Origin of the sequence: Nostoc sp. NZL (genome assembly GCF_015714705.1) — a bacterium.
In the GTDB taxonomy this organism is placed as follows: Bacteria; Cyanobacteriota; Cyanobacteriia; order Cyanobacteriales; family Nostocaceae; genus Nostoc; species Nostoc foliaceum_A.
Window position 1 is genome coordinate 12,643 of record NZ_WBKL01000035.1, and the last position, 26,046, is coordinate 38,688.

Genomic DNA, 26,046 nt, shown 5'->3' on the forward strand with positions numbered 1-26,046 from the left:
CGGTATCAGCAAATATCCTGGCTGTTGACTGTATGCGGTTTCAATGTGGAATGGCTTGCTGTTGCTGAATGATGGATAATTTCATTTGCAGACTGACAGGCGTTAGCGTAGCTCGCCGCAGGCATCGCGGCTAAAACTGCTCCAAGTCAGATTACCTTGTTGAATGGATGACTGTAAATCTGGGTAACGAGAAAGTAATTCTTGTGCTTGGGGTAAAGGAGACTCAGCACAAGCTAACGCTGCTGCTTCTTGCTCGTGTATATCGCCATTAGCCAGTACTTTTTCTAAATCTGTGATGATTGCGCTATCTGCAAACCGCCCTACAGGTCGCCAAAGTTCTGGCGTAACTGAGCGTTTAGCTGCCCAACGTTCATGGGCATAGTCTGCTAACATCCTCGCCAATTCTGGGTTAGCACGTCTATCCAGTCCCCAAATTAGATGTAACGGACTGCCAACAAACACAGCCTTCAGCACCATCTGATTCCAAGCAGCATTGTCTAAATAATCTGCTGGATAAGGGTTACGTAGTGCTATAGCTTGAAATACATTACTCATATTGCTGCGAATTCCCTCAGCAGCACGATGGCGATGTAACTCTGGATGTGGTAGTAGCGGCAAACTTTGATAAAGGACAACTAACTCCCCCATATCGGCAGTGGAGAAGAATTTATCAAGCGATCGCACATAGCCCTCAGCATCATCGTGAGGCAAAGCTAGAAGCAAGAGTGTGCGACCTGCTTGATCTACACTCCAATGACCAGGATACCAACCGGGAATCACATCCTGCGCTGCTTCCAAGTCTTGGAATGTTAGCTGCAAATCCTGTTTACCTAGATAACGCGGTACAGCACTAAAAGCCGTAAAAAACACTCGTTCAGCAGCGCCGCTAGCAATCTGTGCCTGCTTTTGTTCCAGCCAAGCAAAAGCTTTCTCTGAAAGAGACTTTAACAGCCAGTGATGCAGTAACTTGTTTACTTTACTCATGATGAATTTCAGGAGAAGTTGCCCAACTTTTTTGTGACAACTAAGTATAAAATCTAGCACTAAACTTGATACTTTGTGATTAAAGCAGCTAGATAACGTACTACTGAGTTCATAACTTTACTGAATCTATAAAAATCCCCCGATTTTAAAGAAGATACTGTAAAGATACCATTTTCATTAGACAAATCCTAAAATTATCTTACGGAAAAATTTAAAATCTTATGTAATGATGATATTTATTGCCAACCTTAAGATATAAAATCTAGGCATCAATAAAATTGTAAATTAATGTTATTCTAATCCTCCTATTCGAGGGTAAAATCACTTCAAAAGTATGATAATTTAAGTAGATAAAATTATCTAATATAATCATTTTAAATTGAAGTGTTAAATGTATTTACCCTGATAAATTTGCTGTCAATCTTAATTGCAGTATTAGTTCTATTTACAGTTACTTTAAAAGTAATAATATTTAAATGGCTATTAAACAAAAAACCGCTCTTAATCTGCAACCAATTAACCAATGTGTCCGCGTAAGCTTCAGCTATGATGTTCACTTCACTAAAGGCTTGTTTCAGTTAGATAATCCTTTACTCGCACAAGTGATTGCTACAGATGGGGAGACAACCCCAAAACAAGTGCTAGCAGTGGTAGATGCAGGGTTTTTACAGTACCAGGATGGGTTGCTAAAAAAATTATCAGTCTATGCCCAATATTATGAAGATGTACTAAGGCTGAGTGGTGAGCCGATAGTAGTTCCGGGTGGAGAAGCAGTCAAGAACGATTCTAGATTTATAGATCAAATTCATCAGCAGATAAATGCAGCTGGATTATGCCGTCACTCCTACGTCTTAGCGATTGGAGGTGGAGCCGTGCTAGACATGGCAGGATACGCAGCAACAACGGCTCACCGAGGAATTCGGCTGCTACGAGTACCGACAACAGTATTAGGGCAAAACGATTCGGGTGTAGGGGTAAAGAACGGAATCAATGCCTTCGGCAAGAAAAACTTTTTGGGTACATTCATGCCACCTTATGCTGTCTTGAATGACTTTGATTTTATTACTAGCCTTGATGATCGAGATTGGCGATCGGGTATTGCAGAAGCGGTGAAAGTGGCGCTGATTAAAGATGCAGATTTCTTCGATTTCATTATGACTAATGCCGGTAAATTGGCTAATCGAGACATGGACATAATGGAAAGGCTGATCTATCGCTGTTCCCAGTTGCACTTAGAGCATATTGCTGGTAGCGGCGACCCCTTTGAAATGGGTTCATCGCGTCCTTTGGATTTTGGACACTGGGCTGCTCACAAACTAGAGCATTTAACCAATTACAGCCTACGTCATGGTGAAGCTGTAGCGATCGGCATTGCTTTAGATACGACCTATTCATATTTAACAGGACAACTGTTGCAATCCGAGTGGCACAGGGTTATGAGCACACTCAAGAAATTAGGCTTTACCTTGTACGTATCAGCGCTGACAGAACAATTAGATCAACTAGACCATCCCCATTGTTTATTTAGAGGGCTTACCGAGTTCCGTGAGCACTTGGGAGGAAAATTGACAATCACCCTTCTCCAAGGAATCGGGCAGGGAATAGAAGTTCACCAAGTGGATTTGTCTTTGTATAAAGATGCTATTTTCATGCTGCAAGATTGGGAACTTTTACATTAATTATCCTTTGGATGCATCGCCCAATTGCAATTCTTCTATGCAAATGGAACACTAAATTTTCAAGGCGATCGCTATTTTGTGATTCTGAATTGCAAAATACTTTTTAGTTCCTCTTCTTCTTCCTTGAGAACGTGGTAAAGTTCCCAATTTTGTTGGAGGTTTAACCAAAACTCTAAGCTATTTCCAAAAAATTTTGATAACCTTATTACCGTAATAGGTGTAATACCTCGCTTTTGATTTACAAGCTCATTTATTCGCTGATAAGGAACGTGAAGTGCATCTGCAAGTTCTCTTTGGGTTATCCCATTGGGTCTAGAAAATCTTTAAGTAATATTTCACCTGGATGTGATGGAGGTCTATACTTTGGAACTCTCATCTGTTCTTATCTCCTCAACCCCCCTTGGTGTTCACAATGGAAACCTCGATTCTCCCAAGCTTGCATATCTACTTGGGTAAGCCTTGTTACATTTGAGCACTGCGGTTGAATAATTTGACTTAAAATCGCCCAAAATAAGCTGCGTGTTACATCTAATCCAGTTTTGACCCAAGATTCACGATTACCAGGAATACCCAACTCCTTAACAATTTCTGTCTCTACCCAAATACCATGAGCACCTAAAAGAATCCGTGCCATCCATTTCGCTCTGGGTAAATGACTTGGTGAGGTAATCAACATGACTTTATGCACTCCCCAACGCCGCAGAATTGGAATACCATAATAAAAATTTTCAAAAGTAGAATTCGCGCACTTTTCTAACCAAACGTTTTGTAAACTTGCTAATTCCGCCTGAAAAATTAACCATATACAGGGGTCTGGGGAACCATGAGAAATTAAAATTGGGGTTTGTGGGTATTGTTTTGCTTGTTGGGCAACATAATTTTCTCGACTAATACTGCCACCAAGCACAAAGAAGGCATCTACAGGCTGCGAAGAAGCAAAAACTAGGGTTATAGTAGTAAAAATCAGCCAAACACCCAGAACAACATACAATCCACCACTTAGTTTTTGTAACAATTGCCACAGATTAGCAAATTTTTTTTTAATAGAAATTAATGATTTTATGGGAAATTTGCGTTTCATGACTTAGGTAATAAAAGCTGATTTAATGGCTGTCTAACAGTACTGCAATTCAGTGAACAAAGTGCTATCTTATAAAAGTAATCTAGAATGCAAACATGACGCTAATCAAAGTGTCACATGTTCAGTATAGCCTTCCGGAGAAGGCTAACAAACTGAGAAATGGTTGTTAATAATGCAGTAATTTCGGCATCATTAAACAATAAAAATGATGAAGAGAGAATAGCCGAGTTTGGGGTATAAAAACTTAAAATTTTTTGGAAAGGCTGATTGCTAAACTGTCAACAACACAATTATTTCAGCTAATATACATGAACCAATCTGCGAAAAGTTACTCACCGCTCCAAGTAGCCTTGATTGGTGGAGCGATCGCCACTACTGCTACTATGTCTGTGTTCGGCCCCGCTTGGACTCGTGGTGTCCGTGCCGCTCTAGCCCTACAAGACAGCCCAAAAGCGATAGTTGACCAAGTTTGGCAACTGGTGAATCATGAATATGTTGATGGCAAATTTAATCAACAAAATTGGCAAGCAACCAGACAAAGCCTGTTGAGCAAAGACTACTCTTCTCGTGAAGAAGCTTATGCTGCAATCCGCGTAGCTTTGCAAACCTTGGGAGATCCTTACACTAGGTTTATGGACCCCCAACAGTTTGAAGCCCTGACTAGCCAAACGTCCGGGGAAGTCTCAGGCATTGGCATTCGGATGGAAGTAAACGAAAAAACTCAGCGGCTGACTGTTGTCGAAGCCATAGAAAATTCTCCGGCGCTGAAATCTGGGATCAAAGCAGGCGATGAAATTTTAGCCATTGATGGCAAACCCACTCTTAAAATGAAAGTGGATGATGCTTCCAAGCTGATTCGCGGCAAAGCAGGTACTCCCATCAAGCTACGGTTGGGACGGAAGGGGCAGAATGCCTTTGATTTGAAGCTGACGAGAGCAAATATTGAAGTGCCAACGGTACTTTATACCCTCAAGCAAGAAGGGAATCGCCGCGTTGGCTATATCCGTTTGCGGGAATTTAGCGCCCACGCCGCAGAGCAAATGCAACGAGCCATCCGCGATTTGAACAGTAAGAAAGCTGATTCTTATGTCTTGGATTTGCGGGGAAATCCTGGCGGTTTGTTGCAGGCCAGCATTGAAATTGCCCGCATGTGGTACGATAACGGCGGAATTGTCAAGACAGTAGACCGTGTGGGAAGCACTGAGGAAACTAAAGCCAATCGCACTGCTTTAACAAGTCGTCCTTTGGCGGTCTTAGTGGATGGTAATTCAGCGAGTGCTAGCGAAATCCTCACAGGGGCACTTAAAGATAATAAGCGGGCGGTAGTCGTAGGTGGTCAAACCTTTGGCAAAGCCTTAGTGCAGTCAGTTCATCAACTCGCAGATGGTTCCGGCTTGGCAGTTACCATTGCCCATTACTACACCCCAGCAGGAACGGATATTAACCATAAAGGGATTACGCCAGATATCAAGCTAGACTTGACAGAGGCACAAGAGCGCCAGTTGGCTTCTAATCCAGATTTAATCGGAACTAAGAGCGATCCGCAATATGCCCGTGCGATCGCAATTTTATCAAATAACAACTTTGCCCAACCGCCGGCAAATCAGCCCACTCGACCGATGAGCCGCGCCGATAACCTGAAATTTTAGATTGACGCGAGTGATATAGTAGTATTCCCAAATCCAGATTTTTGGAGTTATAAAAACTGCCTGATATTACCGTTATAGGGTTTTGGTTTGGGAATACTAGCTACTAATCCCAAACCAAAATCTCAGATTTATGAATCATCAGCCAGTTGATACAACCACCGCTACCAGCTTTTTACCAATGGTGTCGGTGGTTGTTCCTATTTATAACGGTGAGGCGGATTTACCAGAGTTAATCAATTGTCTGTTGTCTCAAACCTACCCAAAAGACCAGGTAGAGTACTTGTTGGTGGACAATAATAGTAGCGATCGCACTCTCACCATCCTCAAAACATCTGCCGAAAATTGTCCCATCAGAATCCGCCCGTTGAGCGAAAACCAAATTCAAAGCTCCTATGCTGCTCGTAATACTGGGATTCGCGTCGCTACGGGTGAAATCATAGTTTTTACGGATGCAGATTGTCGTCCACAACCGCAATGGTTAAATTCATTAATTCAGCCTTTTGTCAACCAAGAAGTGGTGATTGTCGCTGGTGAAATTTTGGCACTACCAGGCACAACTCTGCTAGAACAACACGCAGACCGTCAAGAAACTTTGTCGCAAAAGCATACCCTTAAACATTCCTTTCGTCCCTATGGTCAAACTGCTAATTTAGCGATTCGACGCATTGCCTTAGAAAAAGCAGGTTTATTTCGTCCCTATCTTACTACTGGTGGCGATGCCGACATTTGCTGGCGAATTTTGGGGGAAAATATCGGGTGTTTGGAATTTGCCCCAAATGCGATCGTTCAACACCGCCACCGCGGTACACTTCAAGATCTGCAAAGTCAATGGCGGCGCTATGGACGCTCAAATCGCTATCTGCACGAACTGCATGGTGTCGATTTAATGCGAGAGATGACAGCCAAAGAATACGGCTATCGATTGGCTCGTTGGTTATTGAAGGAAGTACCAAGAGATATTAAAAAGGCGTTGGCGCAGCCCGCCGCAGGCATCGGGGGTAAAGCTACCCTTGTAGATTTATTTAATACTCCCATTGGTTTGCTCACTGCTAGGGCGCGTGCTGCTGGGCAAAGAGAGGCCAAGCTGCCAGAAAATGCCAAGATAATTGATCGACTGTAACAATATTAATAAGACTTGAGGCAATTAAAGGTAGGCAAACTTCCGCCACAGTCTACTAGGCAGCTAAGTAAGAAAAAACAAACGCTCTTGTCAGCCCAAAAGCATCGCCTGAAACCCTTATTTTTCGTTAAAATCACAAAAGTGAATATATTTTAATAAGTATTTAAAAAACTAAGCACTGCAAATATACTGTTATGATAAAGTTTTAAAGTTGATAAGTTGTATTTAATAAAGTAAAAATTTCAGCAGGTAGGGCTTGCTCTAAGTTTGTGCTTTGGTCATTAATGGACAAGTTTGTAGTAATGAATAGGGCGAAGAGTTGATTTGAGCGTGCACAAATTTGATTGTTCCCTCATCATTGATAGATAAGTTAGTAAATCAAGAAAACAAGTTCTGCCATATTTATTGACAACGCATCCGCTCTTGCAATTAACCCGCTCCTTGCCTGCTCCGAGGAAGGCATGGGGTTTGTCTCCTCTAATCTCTTCATTCACAGCTACGCTTCATAGTTTTGTGAGTTGAGCAACATGAACGTGGATGGATTTAGCCAACAGATAGAGAAATTGTGCTTACAGATACAGGGACTATTGCAATCTAATGTTACTAATCTAAACTCACAACAGGAGATCATTAAAGAGGCTTTCGAGGAACTTCACACTGCAATGGAAGAACTATTGACAGCCTCCGAAGAGTTACAAATAACACGAGCGGCAGTAGAGAAAGAACGCCAGCGTTACCAAGATTTGTTTGAGTTCGCTCCAGATGGTTACTTAGTAACTAATACCGCAGGGACAATCGAAGAGGCTAACCATGTAGCAGCAACCTTGCTTGGTGTACACCAAAAGTATCTAGTAGGTAAACCATTAATTCTTTTTATTGCTCAACAAGACCGCCAGTCCTTTAGCTTTCAGATAAACAATTTCCAGGAGCTACGGAATTGGGAAATTAACCTACAACCACGGAGAGGAGAGCCTTTCCCTGCTAGTGTTAAAGCGTCTACGGTGTACGATTTACAGGGCAAGCCAGTTGGCTGGCGTTGGCTTCTGTTCAACATCAGTGAACGCAAACAAACTGAAGAAATGTTGCACCAAGCTTACAGTGAGTTAGAAATACGAGTAGCAGAACGGACAGCGGAACTGGTAAAAACAAATCAGAAATTGCTAACTGAAATTACAGAGCGTAAACGAGTCGAATCACAACTGCTGCACCTTGCGTTTCACGATGCACTGACAGGTTTACCGAACCGCGCTGCATTTATGAACCGCCTAAGACGTGCAATCGATTATTCAAAACGGCATTCAGATTATCTATTTGCTGTACTATTTATCGACCTTGATCGATTTAAGCTGATCAATGACAGTCTGGGACACATCAAAGGAGACCAATTTCTGCTTGCTATTGCAAATAAGCTAGAAGTATGTGTACGCTCCATAGATACAGCCGCACGGCTTGGGGGAGATGAATTTACAATCCTGCTTGAAGGAATCCAAGATGTGTCAGATGCCATCAAAGCGGTTGAGCGGATTCAACAGGAACTGGCGTTACCCTTTGAGCTTGATGGACAAGAAGTGTTCACAACGGCAAGTATTGGTATTGCGTTGAGTTCAACAGTAGACTATGAACAGCCAGAAGACCTGTTGAGGGATGCTGATACGGCAATGTACCAAGCCAAAATGTTGGGCAGAGCGCGTTATGAGCTATTCAACTCAGATATGTATGCTAATGTTCTGGCAAAATTGCAGTTAGAGTCCGAGTTGCGCCGAGCAATTGAACGCCTTGAGTTTCAAGTTTATTACCAACCAATTGTTTCACTCACCAAAGGCTCTATTTTAGGTTTTGAGGCTCTGTTGCGCTGGCAGCATCCAGAGCGTGGTTTGCTTAATCCAGCAGATTTTATTCCCCTGGCAGAAGAAACTGGACTAATTTTCTCCATTGGCAACTGGGTATTGCATGAAGCCTGTCGCCAGATGCAAGCTTGGCGAATGTGCCATCATTCCAACTTCTTAGAAAAAATCAGTGTTAATCTCTCCCTCAAGCAATTTTCCCAGCCGGATTTGATTGAGCAGATTGGGCAAATTTTGCATTCAACTGGTCTTGATGCTGGCACTCTAGTGCTAGAGATTACTGAAAGTGTAATTGAGGAAAATGGCGATAAGGCAACTGCCGCACTCTTAAAACTTCGAGAGATGGGCATTGAGTTATCAATTGATGACTTTGGTACGGGCTACTCCTCATTAAGTCGTCTTTATAACTTTCCAATTAGTGTGTTGAAGATTGACCGTTCTTTCATCAGCCCGATGGGCGCTAATAGTCAAAATTTAGAAATCATTGAGATAATTGTCACATTGGCACATAAGCTGGGTGTGGATGTGCTCGCCGAAGGAGTAGAAACAAAAGAGCAACTAAGACTTCTAAGAAAGTTGAACTGTGAATATGCTCAGGGAAATTTTTTCTCTGTCCCATTAAATAGTTCAGCAGCAAAAGCATTAATTATGGCAAATCCTCGGTGGTAAGGGTTATTTAAAAAAAATTGCGTCCTACCCTGCGGGAAGCCACTTCTCTACGAGACGCTCCGCGAACGTGTCTATGTGTCTTTCTCTAACGAGACGCTGCGCTAATAGCAGCCCATCATAAAAGCTTTCGGGACGGTAGAGGCGAATTCAGGTTGTTCAATGCCTACCAACTTTCGCTAAATTGGAAAAAGGAAAACTCAAGGGAATTTTAAATGTCAGCACAATTGTTACTGGTGGATGATGAACCAGGAATACGGGAAGCCGTGAAAGACTATTTGCAAGAGAGCGGTTTCAGCGTTCAAGTCGCCAGTAACGCCGTTGAAGGTTGGGAATGGATGCAGATGAATACACCTGACTTAGTGATTTCCGATGTCATGATGCCCCAGGTGGATGGCTATCAGTTCCTCAAGCAACTGCGAGAAGACCCCCGATTTCAAGCACTCCCGGTAGTATTTTTAACTGCTAAAGGTATGACAGGCGATCGCATCCAAGGCTATCATGCTGGTGTTGATGCCTATCTTCCCAAACCCTTTGATCCAGATGAGTTAGTGGCTATAGTCGAAAATTTGCTAGCCCGCCGCGCCGCTAAAACTCCAACTACGGGAGATGAGGTTGAAACCCCTGATCTTGCTGAACTGGCCAATCAGATTGCCCAAATTAAGGCATTGTTAACTCAAAGAAATGCTATTTCCCAATCGCCAGCCCCTTTCAAAATTGATCTGACTCCCAGAGAACAAAGTGTTCTAAACTTGGTCGCTGAAGGATTGATGAATAAAGAAATCGCCCGTCGCTTAGAAACCAGCGTCCGCAATGTAGAAAAGTACGTTAGCCGTTTGTTTAGTAAAACTGGCACCAATAGCCGTACAGAGTTAGTTCGTTTTGCTTTAGAACACGGTCTAGCTAAATAGACAGTCTTTGAATAGGCTGCGGGGCATTGGGCATGGTTATTCTACCTTGTCCCCTTGTCCACTTGTCTTTGCTGCTCTCCCTGCCTCTTCTCTCCCCGCCTTTCCCACTCTTTGCGTCCTCTTCGTCAAATCTTCTCTTGATTGTGGGTAAGTGGTAATAGGTAAGTGGCTGCTAAACCATAACCTATTACCAGTAATAGAGAAAACATAAGTATTTCAGCAAATCAGGCACTTAGCTAAAGCAAAAAGCTAAAAGTAAGGTTATTTATTTTTACTTTGATCTTTTAGGTTTTCATTGGATTCGCGCCTGTTGTCCAATTCCCCATCTGTAAAGACACAGGGTTTTGTTCTTCCTGTAATGTTTTGATAAAAACTCGGTAAAATGCACCCGGCTGAATTTGCTCTTAGATTCTACCAGTACCCTTTGCTACAAAGTTTTTAATAGAGGAAACTATTCCTGGGACTTTGTGCTGCTAAATAAGACTTTCACAAAGTAGAAATCACAATATCTTATGAATTCTACTTGCTGCTTAGTTTTTATTGCAACGGTGCATGGGATCAACATTTGATTTGATGCCCAATTCATGTTTTTTCACTACTTAAATCATACCTTTAAGCTTGTGGATTTTCAGCAGCATTACGCAAGCGCATTAGCTGTCGTCGCATTTGAGGTGAGGCTTTAAACTCAGATATTTCCTGCGCTTTCACGGACGCTTGCAGCGTCTCCAAAAAGTCATCAGAACCCTCAGTTAAAGCATCAAGTAGCACCTGTAAGAGTTGCTCGCGATCGCCCAGTAGACTCTTTTCCTCAATCAACCGAAATTTGAGATGGATTTCGCACTCATAAACACCTACTTCGAGATTATTTATCTGGCGTGGTAATGCTTTGGAGTTCATAGCTATTGAGATTCCTTTACTTGGTGGTCATGAGGGTAAGGAGGTAGATGTCCAGCAAAATTCTTTATATCTTTTTTGAATCCAAAGTGCTTGAATTAAGAATTTTTCTTCATCAATCACCTTTGTATTCCATTTCACTCTCCTGTGTTTTATTTTCAAGCTAGATTTTCACTGTCTAGATTTTGGTGTTTCTGTGCCAGATGTAGCTTATGGTAAGCCATAACTATTATTCAGTTTTTAAGATTCTACACAATAAAGTTTCTGTAAGAAGTTGTTCGACCTTTTTAAAGGTTTTTACATCAACTTTATGTTAACGTCAAGAACAGTTTGACTTGTTACTTTAAATTTGGTGTTTATACGTAAGTAAAACCGCCTAATTTTTTTCAGTTTATTAAAGCCAGAGGTAGATGTAGCGGTATTCAGTAAAATTACTTGGTGTACGTTTTTTTCAATAGAAAATTCTGGAGAAATTGATCGGCATAATTATTAAGGTAAAAATTTATGTTCCTCATAAAAAAATGTACACAGATCAAATTACTCCTGCCGAGTGCTTTACCCTACTGCTTTTTGGGCTTGGTTGAGTACAAAAATTTTAGCCGTAGGTAAGATTAGTACGCCGCTTTGATTTGTTTATATACCCCAAATGAAAACATCTAGCCAGTAATTTTTACAGAAAAATATTTGGACTACTGTCAGTACTAGCAGATCGCTTTGTCTTCAACTCCTAACAGAAGTAGTAAGTTAAACAGTACAGGTGATATTTTTACTTATGCCCATTCAATATACCCTTTTGAAATTGCGTTCAAAGCTTGTAAATTGAGAGCATTCAAGCTCAGATATAGCGTCTACAATAATTTCAGTGTAATCCACCCAAATCTTACACCCTTTTATGGATAACCCGATGCTGCTCAAGTCCACAACCCGGCATGTCCGCATTTTTGCAGGTGAAATTAACCGGGATGGCGAACTGGTTCCTAGTGAACAGGTCTTAACGTTAGATGTTGACCCAGATAACGAATTTAACTGGAATGAAGATGCGCTGCAAAAAGTTTATCGAAAATTTGATGAACTAGTAGAAGCATCTAGTGGCGCAGACCTCACAGACTATAACTTACGCCGTGTTGGGTCAGACTTAGAGCATTATCTGCGATCGCTCCTGCAAGTCGGCGAAATCAGCTACAATCTCTCTGCCCGCGTTACCAACTACAGCATGGGAGTTCCCCAAGTTGCAATTGACGACAAACAATAAGCAAATGAGTAGTTAGTAGCGATCTGCTGAACCTTTCTGACAATTCAGATCATCTGGAAAAGTCCACGAAAAATCTAACCCCCTTCCCGCATCGGGAAGGGAGAAAACTTCAAGTCTTGCTCTTTGTCGGAGAAAGGTTTCCAGATATCGTGAAAAGTCAGATGAACCTTTCTGTGCCAACTTACAGCTATTTTGATTAGTACCTCGCATTCCCAGCAAGAGGCTGTAAATGCCCTCTGTGAGGCTTTGTCGCCTCCTCAAACAGCATTTCCTTCTTAGAACCTGGAAACGAGATTACGAGATTTTTAAAGCCACTTCATGCGTTAGGTACTTTTGCTAAAACTATATTTAGTTAACTTAATTCTTAATTAAAGTTAATTGTTGCTATCCTACTTATAAACTAAATAAATACTAAGATTGTCTGTCTCTTGATGATGGGGTAATTCAGCAAAAGCAAATAGCGCACTTATGCTTGGGTTATGCTTTGGTAACAGGGTTGGAGTTCGTTGCTTTGGCGATGAAGAGTCACAGAGCAATAGAGGCTATGATGAGGCTGTAGGGTTGACTTAGGAGCGTATTCTTTGGATAAGTAAGTATTAGCACCTGCTGATATCCGCCAGCTAAAATCATCATCTAAAGTCTGGGTATGTCAAGTTTAAGAAAGATGAGCGGTCTAGATTGTCCCTAATAATGCTGTTAAAGAAATTGCCAATCGCTGATCGGTGCGAAAACTATGGAAAATGACGCGGCAACGCTCTACTGTCCAAATGAAAATTGTCAGGCTGCCAACCCCCTGACTCACAAGTTTTGCCAGCGATGTTCTACGCCCCTACCCAAAAATTACCTCTGGGCTGTGGTAGATGGCCCGAGTGTGGGTAGTCCTGGAGAAATATTAGCCGATCGCTATTTAGTCCTTGATAAATTTGTTCTCTTAGATACGAAGCCTGGTTTATTAGCGCTAACACCTGAGTTAGATAATTTACAACCTCTAAAAGCTTACCTGAGACTCATTCCCTACCGTTTACACGTACCGCAGGTATATGGAATACTTTTTCTCGCTGATGGTCCCTCCCAGCGAGAAATATTACTCTTAGAAAAACCGCCACTATTAGTAGATGACAGCATCCAACAAGTGCATTTGGGCAGCGAGTTAACTGCCGCTTGGCGTGATGCGACATCGATGCGCCAACTAAATTGGTTATGGCAAATAGCTCATCTATGGCAACCTCTTGTGAGTGAAGGTGTTGCCTCTAGCTTGCTTGACTCATCTGTATTACGGGTAGAAGGATCATTAATACGTTTATTGGAATTGCGTTTCGACGCTGCAAAATCACCAGAATTGACCCAATTAGGTGAATTCTGGCAGCAGTTAGTTAGTTATTCTAAACCAGCCATAGTTGAATTTGTTGATCAGGTTAGCCTTTCCTTAATTCAGGGGAAGATTAATTCAACCGATCAATTAATTGGAATTTTAGATAGCGGACTGGCACAATTAGGGCGATCGCAAACACCTACGATCAAAATTATCACCAAAACTGACACTGGGCCAAGTCGCCAACGTAACGAAGACGCTTGTAGCCCTCCCAGTGGAACTCTGGTAAGCAAACCACCCCAGCCCACAGCCTTAGCAATTGTCTGTGATGGCATCGGTGGACACGAAGGTGGCAATGTCGCATCAAATTTAGCCATTGAAACGATCCAGCAACAGGTACAGCAACTAACAAAAGTTCCCTACGACCACATAGACCCTTCATTGCTGCTTAATGACCTAGAAAAGGCAGTGGCAATTGCCAATGACAAAATTAGTCAGCGCAATGACAGTGAAAATCGCCAAGGGCGGCAGCGGATGGGCACAACTTTAGTAATGGCATTGCCTGTTGCTCACGAAATGTACATTACTCACGTTGGCGATAGTCGTGCTTACTGGATTACCCGTCACGGCTGTTATCAAGTTACCCTCGATGATGATGTTGCTTCCCGTGAGGTGCGGCTAGGCTATGCCATTTACCGCGAGGCTGTACAACAAAGTGCTGCTGGCTCTCTCGTCCAGGCTTTGGGCATGGGGCCGAGCACTTCATTGCATCCCACATCAGCACGGTTTATGCTCGACGAAGATGCTGTTTTTCTGCTGACATCCGATGGTTTGAGTGATTTTGATCGGGTAGAGGAATACTGGGAAACAGAAATTTTGCCGATTTTAGTTGGAGAAGCAAATATAGCGAATGTTGCGGATAGATTAATCGAAATCGCTAACACTAAGAATGGACACGATAATGTCACCATCGCTTTAGTCCATTATCAAGTCCAATACTGGGAACCAGAAATCACCATCAAAGCCATAATTCCAGAGAGTTATTCTGCCAAAACTGTTGATTTTGCATCCAGAACGACAGATGCGACACTTTTAGGCAGCCCAAACCACAAAACTCAGGTGATTCCAGACACTGAGCCGGCTAAAACGCGCAGTTTACCGCTACAGTGGATTGTTCCGTTAATATTTGTGGTAGCAGCAGGTTCTTTAGGATTGTTCGTCAAGCAACTGCGATCGCCATCAGGAGCCTTGCCAGTTTTTTCCAATCCATTACAAACTCAAAACCCAGCCATAGAAGCGACACCCGCACCGCGATCGCTTGCTAATCTTTCTCCTGGCTGGGTAATTAAAACCAACAATCAAATCTCCTTGGGAAACAACCAATCACTTCCCCCTGGAGCTTTTTTAGAAGTTATCAACACAAAACCAAATCCCAACCCTGCTTCTGTTAATTTTTCGGTGTCTATGCGAGTCTGTGCCAATAAAAGCACGGAAACTCCAGCTAATACTAATAATCCAGCAGTAATTTCCTCAGTTCCACCCAATTCAAAACCTTTGCCGGAAACAGTATTGCTGGACTTATCCCAACTGAAACGCTTTGGTGTAACGGTTTTACAATCAAATGCACCAAGTCCATGTAGAACCGTCACGCAACCCCCAGTTAATCAATCACCTGACACTAGTCCAACTTAATCAAATACTCGATAAACTGGTAAAAACCTGGAATAATAACAGGTAACAATCAGAGTAAAAAACTTACAAGGTAAAAAAGTAGAAAATTTTTACTTTGGAGAATTGTTATTTGAAATTATTTGTTTTAGTTTTTATTTTTATGAATCCATGCCATCCCTGAATTTGGCGATCGCCCGTCTCCTAAACACTGGCACTGACAACTTCGCCATTTGGGTGGTCAAGGCTCCCTATCCCAGTGGCTACGTTTTGCGTGACTGTGTATGGCCTGTGGAACTCAATCAAGTCTGGCAAGAATGGCAACAGATGTTTGCTGGTCATAGTCGCTTAGATATTTCCCCAAGCTCAACATCTCAAAAGTCCAACCCATTCTCCATAGATTGGATTTCACCCCCTTCAAGTCAGACGACTGGCCCTTACAGCAGTCGTCTGATGCAATATTTGGGAATGAATTTATGGCGCTGGGTATTCGATGGGCAAATTCTTGGTAGCCTAGAACGCAGTCGCGGGATTGCAATGGGTCAGCATACACGTTTGCGCTTTCGCCTGGAAATTCGTGACCCGGATCTGATCGCTCTCCCTTGGGAAATTATGCAGCGTGAGCCTGGTCAATCAGCTATGTCTCTCTCCCAAGATTTGCTATTTAGTCGCACCAGCAGCGAAGTTGACCCCTTACCGTATTTGCGAACTGACCAGGCTTTAAGTATCCTGCTGGTTTTAGGTCATGATGATAAGCTGCAACTAGAACAAGAAGCTGCTATCTTACAGCAAGCTCTTGCCGATACGGCTGTGGGTGGTAATTCCCAAAGATATGCACCTTGTATAGTAAATCAACTTTTACAACCAACACCACAAGAGTTAATTCAAGAATTAGAAACCAAAGCATACAACGTTTTCTTTTACGCTGGACATGGTTTGCCAGACCCAGACGGAGGATTACTGTTTTTGCGGCCAAACATGCCCCTGAATGGGATAGAATTGGCGCAAGTATTGACCCGTACAGGTGTGAAACTAGCGGTTTTTAACGCCTGTTGGGGCGCACAACCAGCTGCTATCAATCATCAAGCTATACCTGCTAGCAGTTTAGCAGAAGTACTGATTCGTCACGGTGTGCCTGCAGTTTTGGGAATGCGCGATGAAATCGCAGACCACGAAAGCCACAGTTTTATTCAAGCCTTTACCCAAGCTTTGCGATCGCACAAGCCAATTGATGAAGCCGTAGCCCAGGCTAGGCAAGAATTATTAACACTGTATAAATTTAATCAACCTGCTTGGACTTTGCCTGTTCTCTACCTGCATCCAGATTTTAATGGCGAACTCATTAAAAATCTGGATGAAGGGATTACGGAACTACCAGATACAGCCATTCCTGATATAGGTTCCCCGCTTCCTACTGCAACTTTACGATCGCTCACTCCAAAAGGTAAAACTTGGTTGTTGCGTTATGGAGTCACCCGCATCGGTCGCACGAAAGACAATGATATTGTCATTCCCGAACCATCTGTATCCAAACGTCACGCCGAAATCTTTTGCCGCAATACTCTTACTGATGCTACATTGGTGCGAACTTATTATTTGCAAGATTTTTCCACCTACGGGACAACCTGGTTTTTAGGCCCTAATGGTTGGCAACAAATCCTCCGAGAGGAAGTCCCATTGAAATCGGGAATGCAGTTAAAGTTTGGAAGTGCTAGAGGTGAAACCTGGGAGTTTCTGATTGAAGACTCCTAGCAGAGCTATTGCATAAATCGATTTAAATCTTTAGATCAGCTTTTCAAATCTGTTTTTCCCGAAGAAAAAATCAAATGTTTTTGCGGAAATCTCTTCTGGGAAATTGTAGCTGTCAATACCACTAAATAATCGTAAGGTAAGAAAAAATGGCGAATAAAATTAACGGCTCAGACACTTTCTCTTCTTTGCCATCTCAAGTAGATTTAGAATTATTGGAAGCGTTACTGGAACCAGACGATGCTACCTATCCCTGGAATCCAGCTGATGAAGAATCAGAAGCTTATTTTCAGGAATTAGAACAACAGTTCGGAATGCAAGATTTGCTTGAGGAAGAACTGACAACGCGATCACAAGATTTTTACAGCCATCTAGACACACTTTGGTCTGGTATCTCCCTTGGGGAGAGCTATAATCACAATCCCCAACAAGCACTAGCGTTTAACCTTCAAGAAAAATTATGTAGTACTTTTGCCGCGTGTGTGCCTCAAGCATTGCTTAACACCATCGCCACCAAAGCTACTGAAATTTTTGCCGCCCAGCAATCAATCGGTGAACAACTGGTTGAGTGTGTTCAGACAGTACTACCAACTTGGGGAACAGAGGATCTTTTAGTTTTGGCTCGTCCTTTTACTTACGCTATGCGAAGTAGCGAATCGCAAAACGGGGCATCTGCCATCAGTAATCTTAAAAATAGCGAGTGGACAGCTTTATCAGAAGTAGAGAAAGCGAAGGTTACTTTAGCGATCGCTTCCTATGCTTTTACTCAACTCAACAAGTCTCAGTCGGAATCATAAATAGGGAACAGGTGACAGGTGACAGGAAATAGAAAAAGTTAGAGAAAGCTAAAATTTTTATCTGCTGTGTTCGCGTAGCCCGCGCTTTGTGTTCACTCTGTTCAGAGGCGTCTCTTGCAAAGATGTTGGTTTGCCTTCCACAGAGGGGCAAAGAAAGAGTCGAAAATCAAGACTTTTGCAAGAAGTTTTATGATCTTTATTTTTTAGGTATAGTTACCCAGAGTAGATTTACGGTACGCTGATTTTCTAATTAGGCCATCTATCCCAAGACATAAATATTATTTAAGAGCCATTGGGCATTGGTTGTTCTCCTTCATCTCCCCATCTCTTATTTTGGGCCCAGAAATCGGGTAGCAAAATTTTGCGATCGCGTTGGTGACAGCGCCCGTGCCTTGAGAATTGCCGCCATCAAAAAGGCGTAAGATAATACCCCAACAACTACCAAAAGTAAGGCATTGATTGATCCTGTAGCATTCCACAAAGCGTGGAGAGCAGAGGCACTAAGATAACCGATAGAGAGAATTTGCCAACTTCTACTGGGTTTAAGGACAGCCAACCCGATAAAATAACCCAAGTAGCCACTATAAGCCATGTGTCCGGCTACAGAGCCTAAAATTCGCGGAATTAGTAGTTGTAAACCCGCCAGTTGACCAGCAGCGCCTATACCCACCTGTTGCGTGACATTTTGAGTGATATCTGGCACGTATTGTCCAAGTGTTTCCAATAGAGTGAAGCCCACAGCAGAAGCTGTTCCCAGGAGAATACCATCTAGAGGTTCCAAGACTCCAATACGTTCTCGCCAAGGTGAAGGTAATCCACTGCCGATAAAATATGCGCCGATTACAGGCAATGCCTTGAGTAATTCCTCCATCAACCCAGCACCAAAAAACATCCGTACCAGCAACTCTGTAAAGGTAATAGATTCTTGGGGTGAGGGCAAGTTTCCAGGTAGGACGGTGCGAAACACGAAGATAAATAGATCCAACAGCGGACTGAGCAAAATCAGCGTTGTACTCAATGCCGCAGCCATTAGCACCCACCAAGGCTTCTGTTTACCGCAAAGTTGGTAAACAAAATAGTAGGCAGCAAAGGCAATGTAAGTTGCTACGATAACTTGATTAGCTTGGGGCTGACCGACTGTAGCAAACATTAACACTACAAAGATTACGGTCAGTATTCCCGGTATGAGGTAAGCTTTACGAGTTAAATCTTTACCAGTGGAAATAATGGGAAAAAGCTGGGTGAAGCTAACAGAATCTGGCTGCTTTAATTGCGTGTGGCTGTGGTAATTTGTCGCCGAAGGTAATGGTGTAACTTGGTTAAGTGTCGTTGCCGGGGTGAGTGAGGTAAACTCGTACTCAAAAACGTATTGCGGCCCATCAGCACCTAGAGAAATGCGATCGCCTGGGTGCAATTCCTGACATTCATACAAGCGTTGTCCATTCAAATAAGTGCCATTAGCACTATTCAAATCACAAAGCACCCAGCTGAATTTGCTATCTGGGGATAGAGAAAGGGGACGAACCACTGCATGACGACGAGATACCATTCGGTACATCATGGCATCCAAGACAACTTGGCAGCTGGGGTCGCGTCCAATTACCATCTCTTTACTGGGGGGCAGCGAGTAGCGAGATTCTGATCCGAAAGCTGCCCCATTACCAGACACTAGCCGCAGAAATGCATTATGTCTTGCGTGTTTGCCTGTCATCGATAAGAAGTGCGTTTCTAAACTAATTCTTCACATAATTTGGCAGCAGGACTAACCTTAGCCACATTAACAGCAGCATTGCTAAATCCACTATAGCTTCACTTACTGCTAAGAAATTTAAAATTCTAAATGCAAAATTTTAAATTCTTTCACTTAATGTAAATAAGTATTCCATTTACTGAGAGTTTGTCCCAAACTTGGTTTATTAGACGGATAAATCAGATTGTATCTGTGGTGTACTCTTGACATCCTAGCTACAACTTAAACCTATGGCAATTTATCAAAAATAGTAGTTTTTACTGCATTTAGTTCTATTTCAAAAATATATAATTTTTGGTGGTCTGTTGTTAGCCAGTACGCTCTTCTCCCTACAGCCCTTTTCCTAAAGGAGACGCTACGCGTAGCAAGATCCCCCTAGGGGCTAATTGACTAAGCCGCTTCGGAACAAGGAGTAGGGAAAGAAACTGCCCTGAAGATCGAACCAAAACATTTCCGATATCTTGCCTTAAACAACTTTAGCCAGTTCTGGGTGTTCAATCTTAGTTCCAAGTACTGTGAGGAATTCTGCCAACCAATGGGGGTGAGCAGGCCAAGCTGGTGCTGTCACCAAGTTCCCATCAACTATTGCCTCATCAACAGGAATATCGACATAAATCCCTCCAGCACTCTTGACATCTGGGCTACAAGCAGGGTAACCAGTACATCTCTTGCCTTGCAGTACATCGGCAGCTGCCAATAACTGCAAGCCGTGACAGATGGCAGCAATCGGTTTATTCGTTTGGGCAAAGTGACGGGTAATTTCTAGCACCTGCTGATTCAGGCGGATATATTCTGGTGCCCGTCCTCCGGGAATGACTAAGCCATCGTAAGTTTCGGCTTTTATTTCTGCAAAGGTAGCATTTAAAGTGAAGTTGTGACCGGGTTTTTCACTATAAGTCTGATCTCCTTCAAAATCGTGAACTGCTGTCCGCACCTTGTCGCCAGCTTTTTTGTCTGGGCAAACTGCATGGACAGTGTGTCCCACCATTTGCAACGCCTGGAAAGGAACCATCACTTCATAGTCTTCTACATAGTCCCCAACTAACATCAAAAGTTTCTTTGCAGCCATATTTTTGTTACCCTCATCTATTAGTTAATAGTTGTTTATAAAGTAAATATTAATTTAGAGTCAGCGACATTAGGCGTTAGCCCATATGCAAGTTTTTGATACATTACATCACTAACTGGGCTGTAATGTATCATTTTACGGGTGTAATGCTCCCTACAGATTTTTTCTGTTAATGACTATTGACTAATTAAAGCAGATTAAATTCTGCGATCGCTCTCTTAAAGTTTTTGTTTTCGTGTCCTGGGCGGCTGAGTTTAATCAAGGCAAAACGCTGTAAGGGCGTTAAAGCTTCCCAATGTTGCTGTGTCAGGGTTACACCTATTTCTTGAGCTTTTTCCTGGAGGCTAGGTGGTACAGTGCCAGAGTCAAGCCATGCGGGATGTGGCTCGATGGGCAATTTTGTAGCTGGTATACCTGTGCGTTGTAAAATTAATTGCTGGATATGTTCGCGGTAAGACTGAATTTCTGTTTCTGTAGTGCAAGGTAATTCGACTAAAGCTTGACGCTCGGCTGTAGTCATTTGATTCCAATCAGACAATTTTAGCTTGATGCCACAAGTATCTAAATTACAACGCACCTGCATGGGGATACAGCGCAGGGAATCAACAAAGTCTGCTTCAAATTCAAAGAATGCTGTCATAAGAAAGTATTTAAAATTCGATCATTCTAAATTAAGGATTTTTAATCATCCATAATTTTTTATATTTAAGTTACATAAATTAGGAATTAAAAACAAGACTTAACTAGCGATCGCACATTAATCATTTTTCTAAAATACAGTTTAGGCTGCTGTTAAGTATTAAGCATACTATATTATCTCCCAAGTGATCAAAATAACCGATATCTAACTAAATTGTATGCCAGACAACAGCTTATTAAATATTTATTTTTAATAGTTAATTTTTGGAATTACTAAGACGAATTATCAAATAACTAATTGACAGGGCGAGAATAGCAATTCCTAAACCAATTATATCAATCCCTCCAACTTTTTCTAAGTCAAGAATAATAATTTTTCTGGCCACAGCAATTAAAGATGTGACAATAACTAATTCAACTTGGAAAACATGTTTTCGTAAATAAGCTGTAATATTTTCTAAAATTTCTAAAGCAATTAAAATATTCAAAAATAGCCCAAAAATTTTATACAAGGTTGTGTTAAACTTTGCATAAGGCGCTGTAAATAACTCTTTAAGAATAAATACTCCTAAATCCCCGATCGCTACCAAAATTACAATTACCATGAAAATAGATAGAACTTTAGAAACTAGCACTTCTATGTTTTCAATGATGTGCATGAAGTTCTCATCTTTGGTAGCTCCTAGAATTTGCCTCAGTAACTTTTTCATCTGCTGCACCCGGCTTTAAAATAAAATAAAATCCTATAGATAAATCTAGAGGATTAAAAAAAGATGATTTGTAATACTATCTGATTTTTATTCTTTCCCATAGCTCAACTCGGCGCTAGTCAAACTTTTGGTTATTATAAATTTAACCTCTTTAAATATGGTAATTGCTATGGGTCAATAGTAGAGAGCCATAAAAAATGATAATCACTATTGGATATTGATTATTGACTAAATTACCTTTTGAGCGGTACAGTTAGGAGCTTATCCTTTTGAGGACTGGAGTTGATAATCTTTGGCTGTAACTTCTACAGAGATTGGTATCAGCTGCACAGCACAGGCTTTTAATTCTGGTTGCAGTGAATCGGGGCAAGATTCTGGATGGGTGAGGGCGTTGGCTTCGGCATTATCTGCCCACAGCGAACCCCAATGCATGGGGACAAAAACTGTACCAGGCGCGATCGCTTTTGTGACTTTAGCAGGAAACTTAGCTTTACCCCGACGCGATCGCACTTCTACATACATACTATCTATAATACCTAACCGAGCAGCATCACGGGGATGAATTTCTATAAACGGTTCGGGATGCATTTTGCAAATTTTTTCAATCCGGCCGGTGCGCGTCTGCGTATGCCAATGTCCGTAAAGTCTTCCAGTAGTTAACACCAAAGGATAATCTGGGTCGGGTGGTTCTGCCAATCCCTTTGAGTAATATGCCCCAAATCGAGCGCGTCCGTCAGAGGTGTGAAAGCGCAAATCAGTATAAAGTCTTTTGGAGTTAGGAGTTTGGAGTGAGGAGTTAGGAGTTGAAGATTCTAATTCATAACTCCTAACTCTTAACTCATCACTTTTTTCTGGATGAGGCCATTGAGTCGGACCTTGTGTCTGTAATTGCGCGTGACTGATACCCGTCATATCGCAAGGGCGAGTTTTAGTTAGTTTGACAAACTCAGCATAAACTTCAGCAGAGTTAGCAAAGGCAAACTCTTTTTCAAAACCTAATCTCCGTCCAACTTCGGCAAAAATTTCCCAATCGGCTTTAGCTTCTCTTGGCGGTTGGCGGAATGCTTGACACAGAGTTACCACTCGTTCGGAGTTTGTCATCACACCAGTTTTTTCACCCCACTGGGCTGCTGGTAGCAGAACGTGAGCGTAAGCAGAGGTTTCTGTAGGATAATAGGCGTCTTGGTAGATGGTGAAAGGCGATCGCAATAACGCCTTTTTTGTCCGCTCTAAATCTGGCATACTTACAGCTGGATTAGTAGCCGCAATCCACAGTAAACCTACAGCATCATTTTCCAAGCCAGTAATCATGTCCCAAGCAGTCAAACCGGGATTGGGCGAAATCTGTCCTGGCTTGAGTCCCCAAAAATCCTCAACTTCTGCGCGGTGCTGGGGATTTTTCACCACCCGATAACCCGGTAATAAATGCGCTAAACCTCCAGCTTCCCGTCCTCCCATTGCGTTTGGCTGACCAGTGAGGGAAAAAGGGCCAGCGCCAGGTTTGCCAATCTGTCCAGTCATCAGGTGCAGGTTAATAATAGTTCTTACCTTAGCCGTCCCTTCTGAGGATTGATTCACACCCATTGACCACAAAGACAATACTCGCTGCGATTCACCCCAATAGCGAGCTGCTGTTTCTAAATCTTCAATGCTGATTCCACATCGATGAGCTACTATTTCTGGGGGATAGTGGCGAATCACTTCCGCATAAGCCGGAAAGTTGCTAGTGCAGTCCTCCATGAACATGGTGTCGATGTAGTCCCAGCGCATCAACAAATGAGCAATGCCGTTCAACAGGTCGATATCTGTACCGGGACGAATGGCTAAATGCAAGTCAGCGGCTTCTGCGGTTGGCGTGCGACGAGGATCAACCACAATCATCTTGACTTTGCGGTTCTTTTTGTGATATTTTGCCAGCCGATTGAAAACGATGGGATGACATTCGGCTGTATTAGTGCCAATTAAAAATGCACAGTCAGTTAACTCCAGGTCTTCGTAACAGCAAGGCGGGCCATCTGAGCCAAAGCTTTGAATGTAGCCAGACACAGCACTAGACATACACAAACGGGAGTTGGCATCAAAATTATTAGTACCCAGACAGCCTTTCATCAGTTTCTGGGCTATGTAATAATCCTCAGTTTGAAACTGACCAGAACCGTACATACATAAGGCTTCTGGCCCTTGAGTGAAGCGTACTGTTTGAATGCGCTGCGTGATGAGATCAAAAGCTTCATCCCAACTAACGCGGCGAAACTCTTGATCTAAGGAGTTTCGCACCATTGGGTAATGTAATCTATTTTTATCTAAAGATTCTGCGATCGTTGCACCTTTGACGCAAACCATTCCTTGACTAGATGGATGAGCTTTATCGCCCCGCACCCGCCAAATGGGATTACCTTGGCTATCTCGATTAGTTGCTTTGTTATGTTGGGCTGGGGGTGAAACTTCTAAACCACAGCCAACACCACAGTAAGGACAAAGGGTTTTGGTAAATTCACTCATGGCAGTTGTACCATTTTGTTATTTTGATTGTGCAACCTCAGATGTAGCGACTGTTTGAAAAGCGCAAGTTAATACAGCTTTGCGTAAAATCGTGGTGAATTGAGGGGTGAAATTTAAACGCAGAGGGGCGCAGAGTAGAGCGCAGAGTTTGTTTGAGTCTATTCGCTACGAACTATAAGAATTTATGACAGGTCTATTCTTCTGCTAAAAAGTTAGGGTTTTTAGTTGCGGTTTCTGGTGCTTCGCCTTCATAAGCAGCAGCAAAGGAACCTTTTGGTTCTTTGAGGAAGAAGGCACACATAAAAGCACAGACTAAAGCAGCTAAACCCATCGTGGTAAATAGCGTTGGAGCGTCGGTTAAGCTAAAAATTGTTAGGTAAACTACGCCGCCAAAATTCCCGTAAGCTCCCACATTGCCGGCAATTTGTCCAGTGGCTTCCTTCTTAATCATGGGTACGATGCTGTAGGTTGCACCGCAGCCAGCTTGGGCAAAGTAAGCGGCAAACATTGTAACTGCGATCGCTAGCGGAATTGGCCAGCTACTATTAATAAAATGTGCCGTCAAATAACTAAAACCAATGCCAATACTGATAATTGTCATTGTCCATTTACGGGAGCTAAATTTATCAGAAATTAAGCCACCACTGGGACGAGAAACTAAATTTAAGAAAGGGTAGGTAGCGGCAATCATTCCAGCGACAACATGCTCTAAAGCAAAAGTTTTTTCAAAGAATGCCGGGAGCATAGAAACAACTGCTAGTTCGCTGCCAAAATTCGTTATGTAAGTAAATTCGAGTAAGGCTACTTGACCAAATTGGAAGCGTTCAGATGGAGCGTAAGTTTTTTTACCAGTTAGAAGTTCTCGGTTTACCTGCCAAGCTTGGTAACTTTGGTAAGCAAACAATCCTGCTAATAGCAACCAAGCCAGATACATTTGGCTTAAAGTTAAAAAGTGAATATTCTTTTGTTCCAAGCGCCAAGCTAATAAACCTAGAGCGAAAATTAAACCAAAATTTGAGATAATTAGCGCCCAGAAGCTTTTAACGCTCGTCACTTCTAGAGAACCATTTTTCTTAGGTTTTTTGTAGACTTTACCTGCGGGCGTATCTTGAACGCTGTTGTAATAAATTACGCCGTAAATAGCAGTAATTATCCCTGTAAGTGCGATCGAAAATCGCCAGTTAGAAGCACCACCAGCGAAAAAGCTAGTAGAAACTGCAAGTATCGGCAAAGCAAACTCTGCACCAAAAGCCCCAAAGTTGCCCCAACCGCCATAAATGCCTTGAGCAATTCCCATCTCCTTCGGCTGGAACCATTCCGCCACCATGCGGATACCCACGACAAAACCAGATCCGACAATACCCATCAGCAAACGACTGATGACTAGTTGATTAAAATCTTGCGCTAACGCCGTCGCCAAACAAGGGACAACCGCAAACATTAGCAGCATTGAATAGGTGATTCTGGGGCCAAAACGATCCAGAAGCATCCCAATAATGAGCCGTGCAGGGATTGTAAGGGCCAGGTTACAGATGCCCAAAGTTTTGATTTGCTCTGGTGCTAAACTTAGCTCTTTGCCAATGGTTGTAGCGAAGGGAGCAAAGTTAAACCAACAGACAAAGGTGAGAAAGAAGGCAAACCAAGTTTGATGTAAGATGCGGTAGCGATCGCTGAATGAAAATAATCCTTTAAGCATTGCAATCTTCCTAATTGAAGAGGACGGTAGGGAAGCAGGGAGAGATGAGGGAGCAGGGGGAGCAGGGGGAGCAG

General features: G+C 42.5%; 20 protein-coding genes. 9 read left to right on the plus strand and 11 right to left on the minus strand.

Annotated features, from left to right (window positions below):
• Positions 1-102 precede the first annotated feature (102 nt).
• Positions 103-984: an EboA family metabolite traffic protein gene (locus tag F8R90_RS04690; RefSeq protein WP_196509773.1), complete on the minus strand. Its 882-nt coding sequence runs from the start codon at positions 982-984 to the stop codon at positions 103-105.
• Between the two features lie 476 nt (positions 985-1,460).
• Here F8R90_RS04690 and F8R90_RS04695 point away from each other — a divergent pair, with 476 nt between their 5' ends.
• Complete coding sequence (locus F8R90_RS04695) at positions 1,461-2,663, plus strand: 3-dehydroquinate synthase (protein WP_196509774.1); 1,203 nt, start codon at positions 1,461-1,463, stop codon at positions 2,661-2,663.
• A 71-nt stretch (positions 2,664-2,734) separates the two neighbouring features.
• Here the strand turns inward: F8R90_RS04695 and F8R90_RS32645 are convergent, their stop codons facing one another.
• Together F8R90_RS32645 and F8R90_RS04705 are read right to left on the minus strand one after the other, a co-directional pair.
• Positions 2,735-2,965 (minus strand): HigA family addiction module antitoxin, encoded by a 231-nt coding sequence (locus tag F8R90_RS32645; RefSeq protein WP_331000603.1) that lies wholly within the window; start codon positions 2,963-2,965, stop codon positions 2,735-2,737.
• A gap of 80 nt (positions 2,966-3,045) precedes the next feature.
• On the minus strand, positions 3,046-3,744 hold the full coding sequence (locus F8R90_RS04705) for a YdcF family protein (RefSeq protein ID WP_196509775.1): 699 nt from the start codon (positions 3,742-3,744) through the stop codon (positions 3,046-3,048).
• A gap of 308 nt (positions 3,745-4,052) precedes the next feature.
• Here F8R90_RS04705 and ctpB point away from each other — a divergent pair, with 308 nt between their 5' ends.
• The 4 genes from ctpB to F8R90_RS04725 all read left to right on the plus strand — a co-directional run bounded on the left by ctpB (position 4,053) and on the right by F8R90_RS04725 (position 9,934).
• Positions 4,053-5,393, plus strand: a complete 1,341-nt coding sequence (ctpB, locus tag F8R90_RS04710; protein WP_196509776.1) for a carboxyl-terminal processing protease CtpB — start codon at positions 4,053-4,055, stop codon at positions 5,391-5,393.
• A 130-nt stretch (positions 5,394-5,523) separates the two neighbouring features.
• Complete coding sequence (locus tag F8R90_RS04715; protein ID WP_196509777.1) at positions 5,524-6,513, plus strand: glycosyltransferase; 990 nt, start codon at positions 5,524-5,526, stop codon at positions 6,511-6,513.
• A 527-nt stretch (positions 6,514-7,040) separates the two neighbouring features.
• Entirely contained in the window at positions 7,041-9,026 is a 1,986-nt protein-coding gene (locus tag F8R90_RS04720) for a putative bifunctional diguanylate cyclase/phosphodiesterase (protein WP_196509778.1), read from the plus strand.
• A 212-nt stretch (positions 9,027-9,238) separates the two neighbouring features.
• Positions 9,239-9,934 carry a response regulator transcription factor gene (locus F8R90_RS04725; RefSeq protein WP_190897914.1) on the plus strand — a complete coding sequence of 232 codons (696 nt, stop codon included), beginning with the start codon at positions 9,239-9,241 and terminating at the stop codon, positions 9,932-9,934.
• Positions 9,935-10,546: 612 nt separating this feature from the next.
• Here the strand turns inward: F8R90_RS04725 and F8R90_RS04730 are convergent.
• Positions 10,547-10,831: an Npun_R1517 family heterocyst differentiation transcriptional regulator gene (locus F8R90_RS04730; protein ID WP_196509779.1), complete on the minus strand. Its 285-nt coding sequence runs from the start codon at positions 10,829-10,831 to the stop codon at positions 10,547-10,549.
• A gap of 889 nt (positions 10,832-11,720) precedes the next feature.
• Here F8R90_RS04730 and F8R90_RS04735 point away from each other — a divergent pair.
• Positions 11,721-12,080, plus strand: a complete 360-nt coding sequence (locus F8R90_RS04735; RefSeq protein WP_196509780.1) for an NAD(P)H-quinone oxidoreductase subunit M — start codon at positions 11,721-11,723, stop codon at positions 12,078-12,080.
• A 12-nt stretch (positions 12,081-12,092) separates the two neighbouring features.
• Here the strand turns inward: F8R90_RS04735 and F8R90_RS04740 are convergent, their stop codons facing one another.
• A complete protein-coding gene (locus tag F8R90_RS04740) occupies positions 12,093-12,341 on the minus strand; it encodes a hypothetical protein (protein ID WP_196509781.1) in 249 nt (82 codons plus the stop codon).
• A 472-nt stretch (positions 12,342-12,813) separates the two neighbouring features.
• Here F8R90_RS04740 and F8R90_RS04745 point away from each other — a divergent pair, with 472 nt between their 5' ends.
• The 3 genes from F8R90_RS04745 to F8R90_RS04755 all read left to right on the plus strand — a co-directional run bounded on the left by F8R90_RS04745 (position 12,814) and on the right by F8R90_RS04755 (position 17,606).
• Positions 12,814-15,084: a protein phosphatase 2C domain-containing protein gene (locus F8R90_RS04745; RefSeq protein ID WP_196509782.1), complete on the plus strand. Its 2,271-nt coding sequence runs from the start codon at positions 12,814-12,816 to the stop codon at positions 15,082-15,084.
• 147 nt (positions 15,085-15,231) lie between these two features.
• Entirely contained in the window at positions 15,232-16,812 is a 1,581-nt protein-coding gene (locus tag F8R90_RS04750; RefSeq protein WP_196509783.1) for a CHAT domain-containing protein, read from the plus strand.
• A gap of 146 nt (positions 16,813-16,958) precedes the next feature.
• Positions 16,959-17,606: a hypothetical protein gene (locus F8R90_RS04755; protein WP_196509784.1), complete on the plus strand. Its 648-nt coding sequence runs from the start codon at positions 16,959-16,961 to the stop codon at positions 17,604-17,606.
• 328 nt (positions 17,607-17,934) lie between these two features.
• Here the strand turns inward: F8R90_RS04755 and F8R90_RS04760 are convergent, their stop codons facing one another.
• From F8R90_RS04760 to F8R90_RS04785, 6 genes are all read right to left on the minus strand, one after another.
• The gene (locus F8R90_RS04760) at positions 17,935-19,317 is read right to left on the minus strand and encodes a PrsW family glutamic-type intramembrane protease (protein WP_190897933.1); all 1,383 of its coding nucleotides are present in this window, start codon (positions 19,315-19,317) and stop codon (positions 17,935-17,937) included.
• Positions 19,318-19,822: 505 nt separating this feature from the next.
• The gene (locus F8R90_RS04765) at positions 19,823-20,425 is read right to left on the minus strand and encodes a DJ-1/PfpI family protein (protein WP_196509785.1); all 603 of its coding nucleotides are present in this window, start codon (positions 20,423-20,425) and stop codon (positions 19,823-19,825) included.
• 187 nt (positions 20,426-20,612) lie between these two features.
• Entirely contained in the window at positions 20,613-21,065 is a 453-nt protein-coding gene (locus F8R90_RS04770; protein WP_196509786.1) for a nitrate reductase associated protein, read from the minus strand.
• A gap of 256 nt (positions 21,066-21,321) precedes the next feature.
• Positions 21,322-21,774: a phosphate-starvation-inducible PsiE family protein gene (locus F8R90_RS04775; protein ID WP_190897940.1), complete on the minus strand. Its 453-nt coding sequence runs from the start codon at positions 21,772-21,774 to the stop codon at positions 21,322-21,324.
• 261 nt (positions 21,775-22,035) lie between these two features.
• Positions 22,036-24,276 (minus strand): molybdopterin oxidoreductase family protein, encoded by a 2,241-nt coding sequence (locus tag F8R90_RS04780; protein ID WP_196509787.1) that lies wholly within the window; start codon positions 24,274-24,276, stop codon positions 22,036-22,038.
• Positions 24,277-24,469: 193 nt separating this feature from the next.
• Positions 24,470-25,972 (minus strand): NarK family nitrate/nitrite MFS transporter, encoded by a 1,503-nt coding sequence (locus F8R90_RS04785; protein WP_196509788.1) that lies wholly within the window; start codon positions 25,970-25,972, stop codon positions 24,470-24,472.
• Positions 25,973-26,046 lie beyond the last annotated feature (74 nt).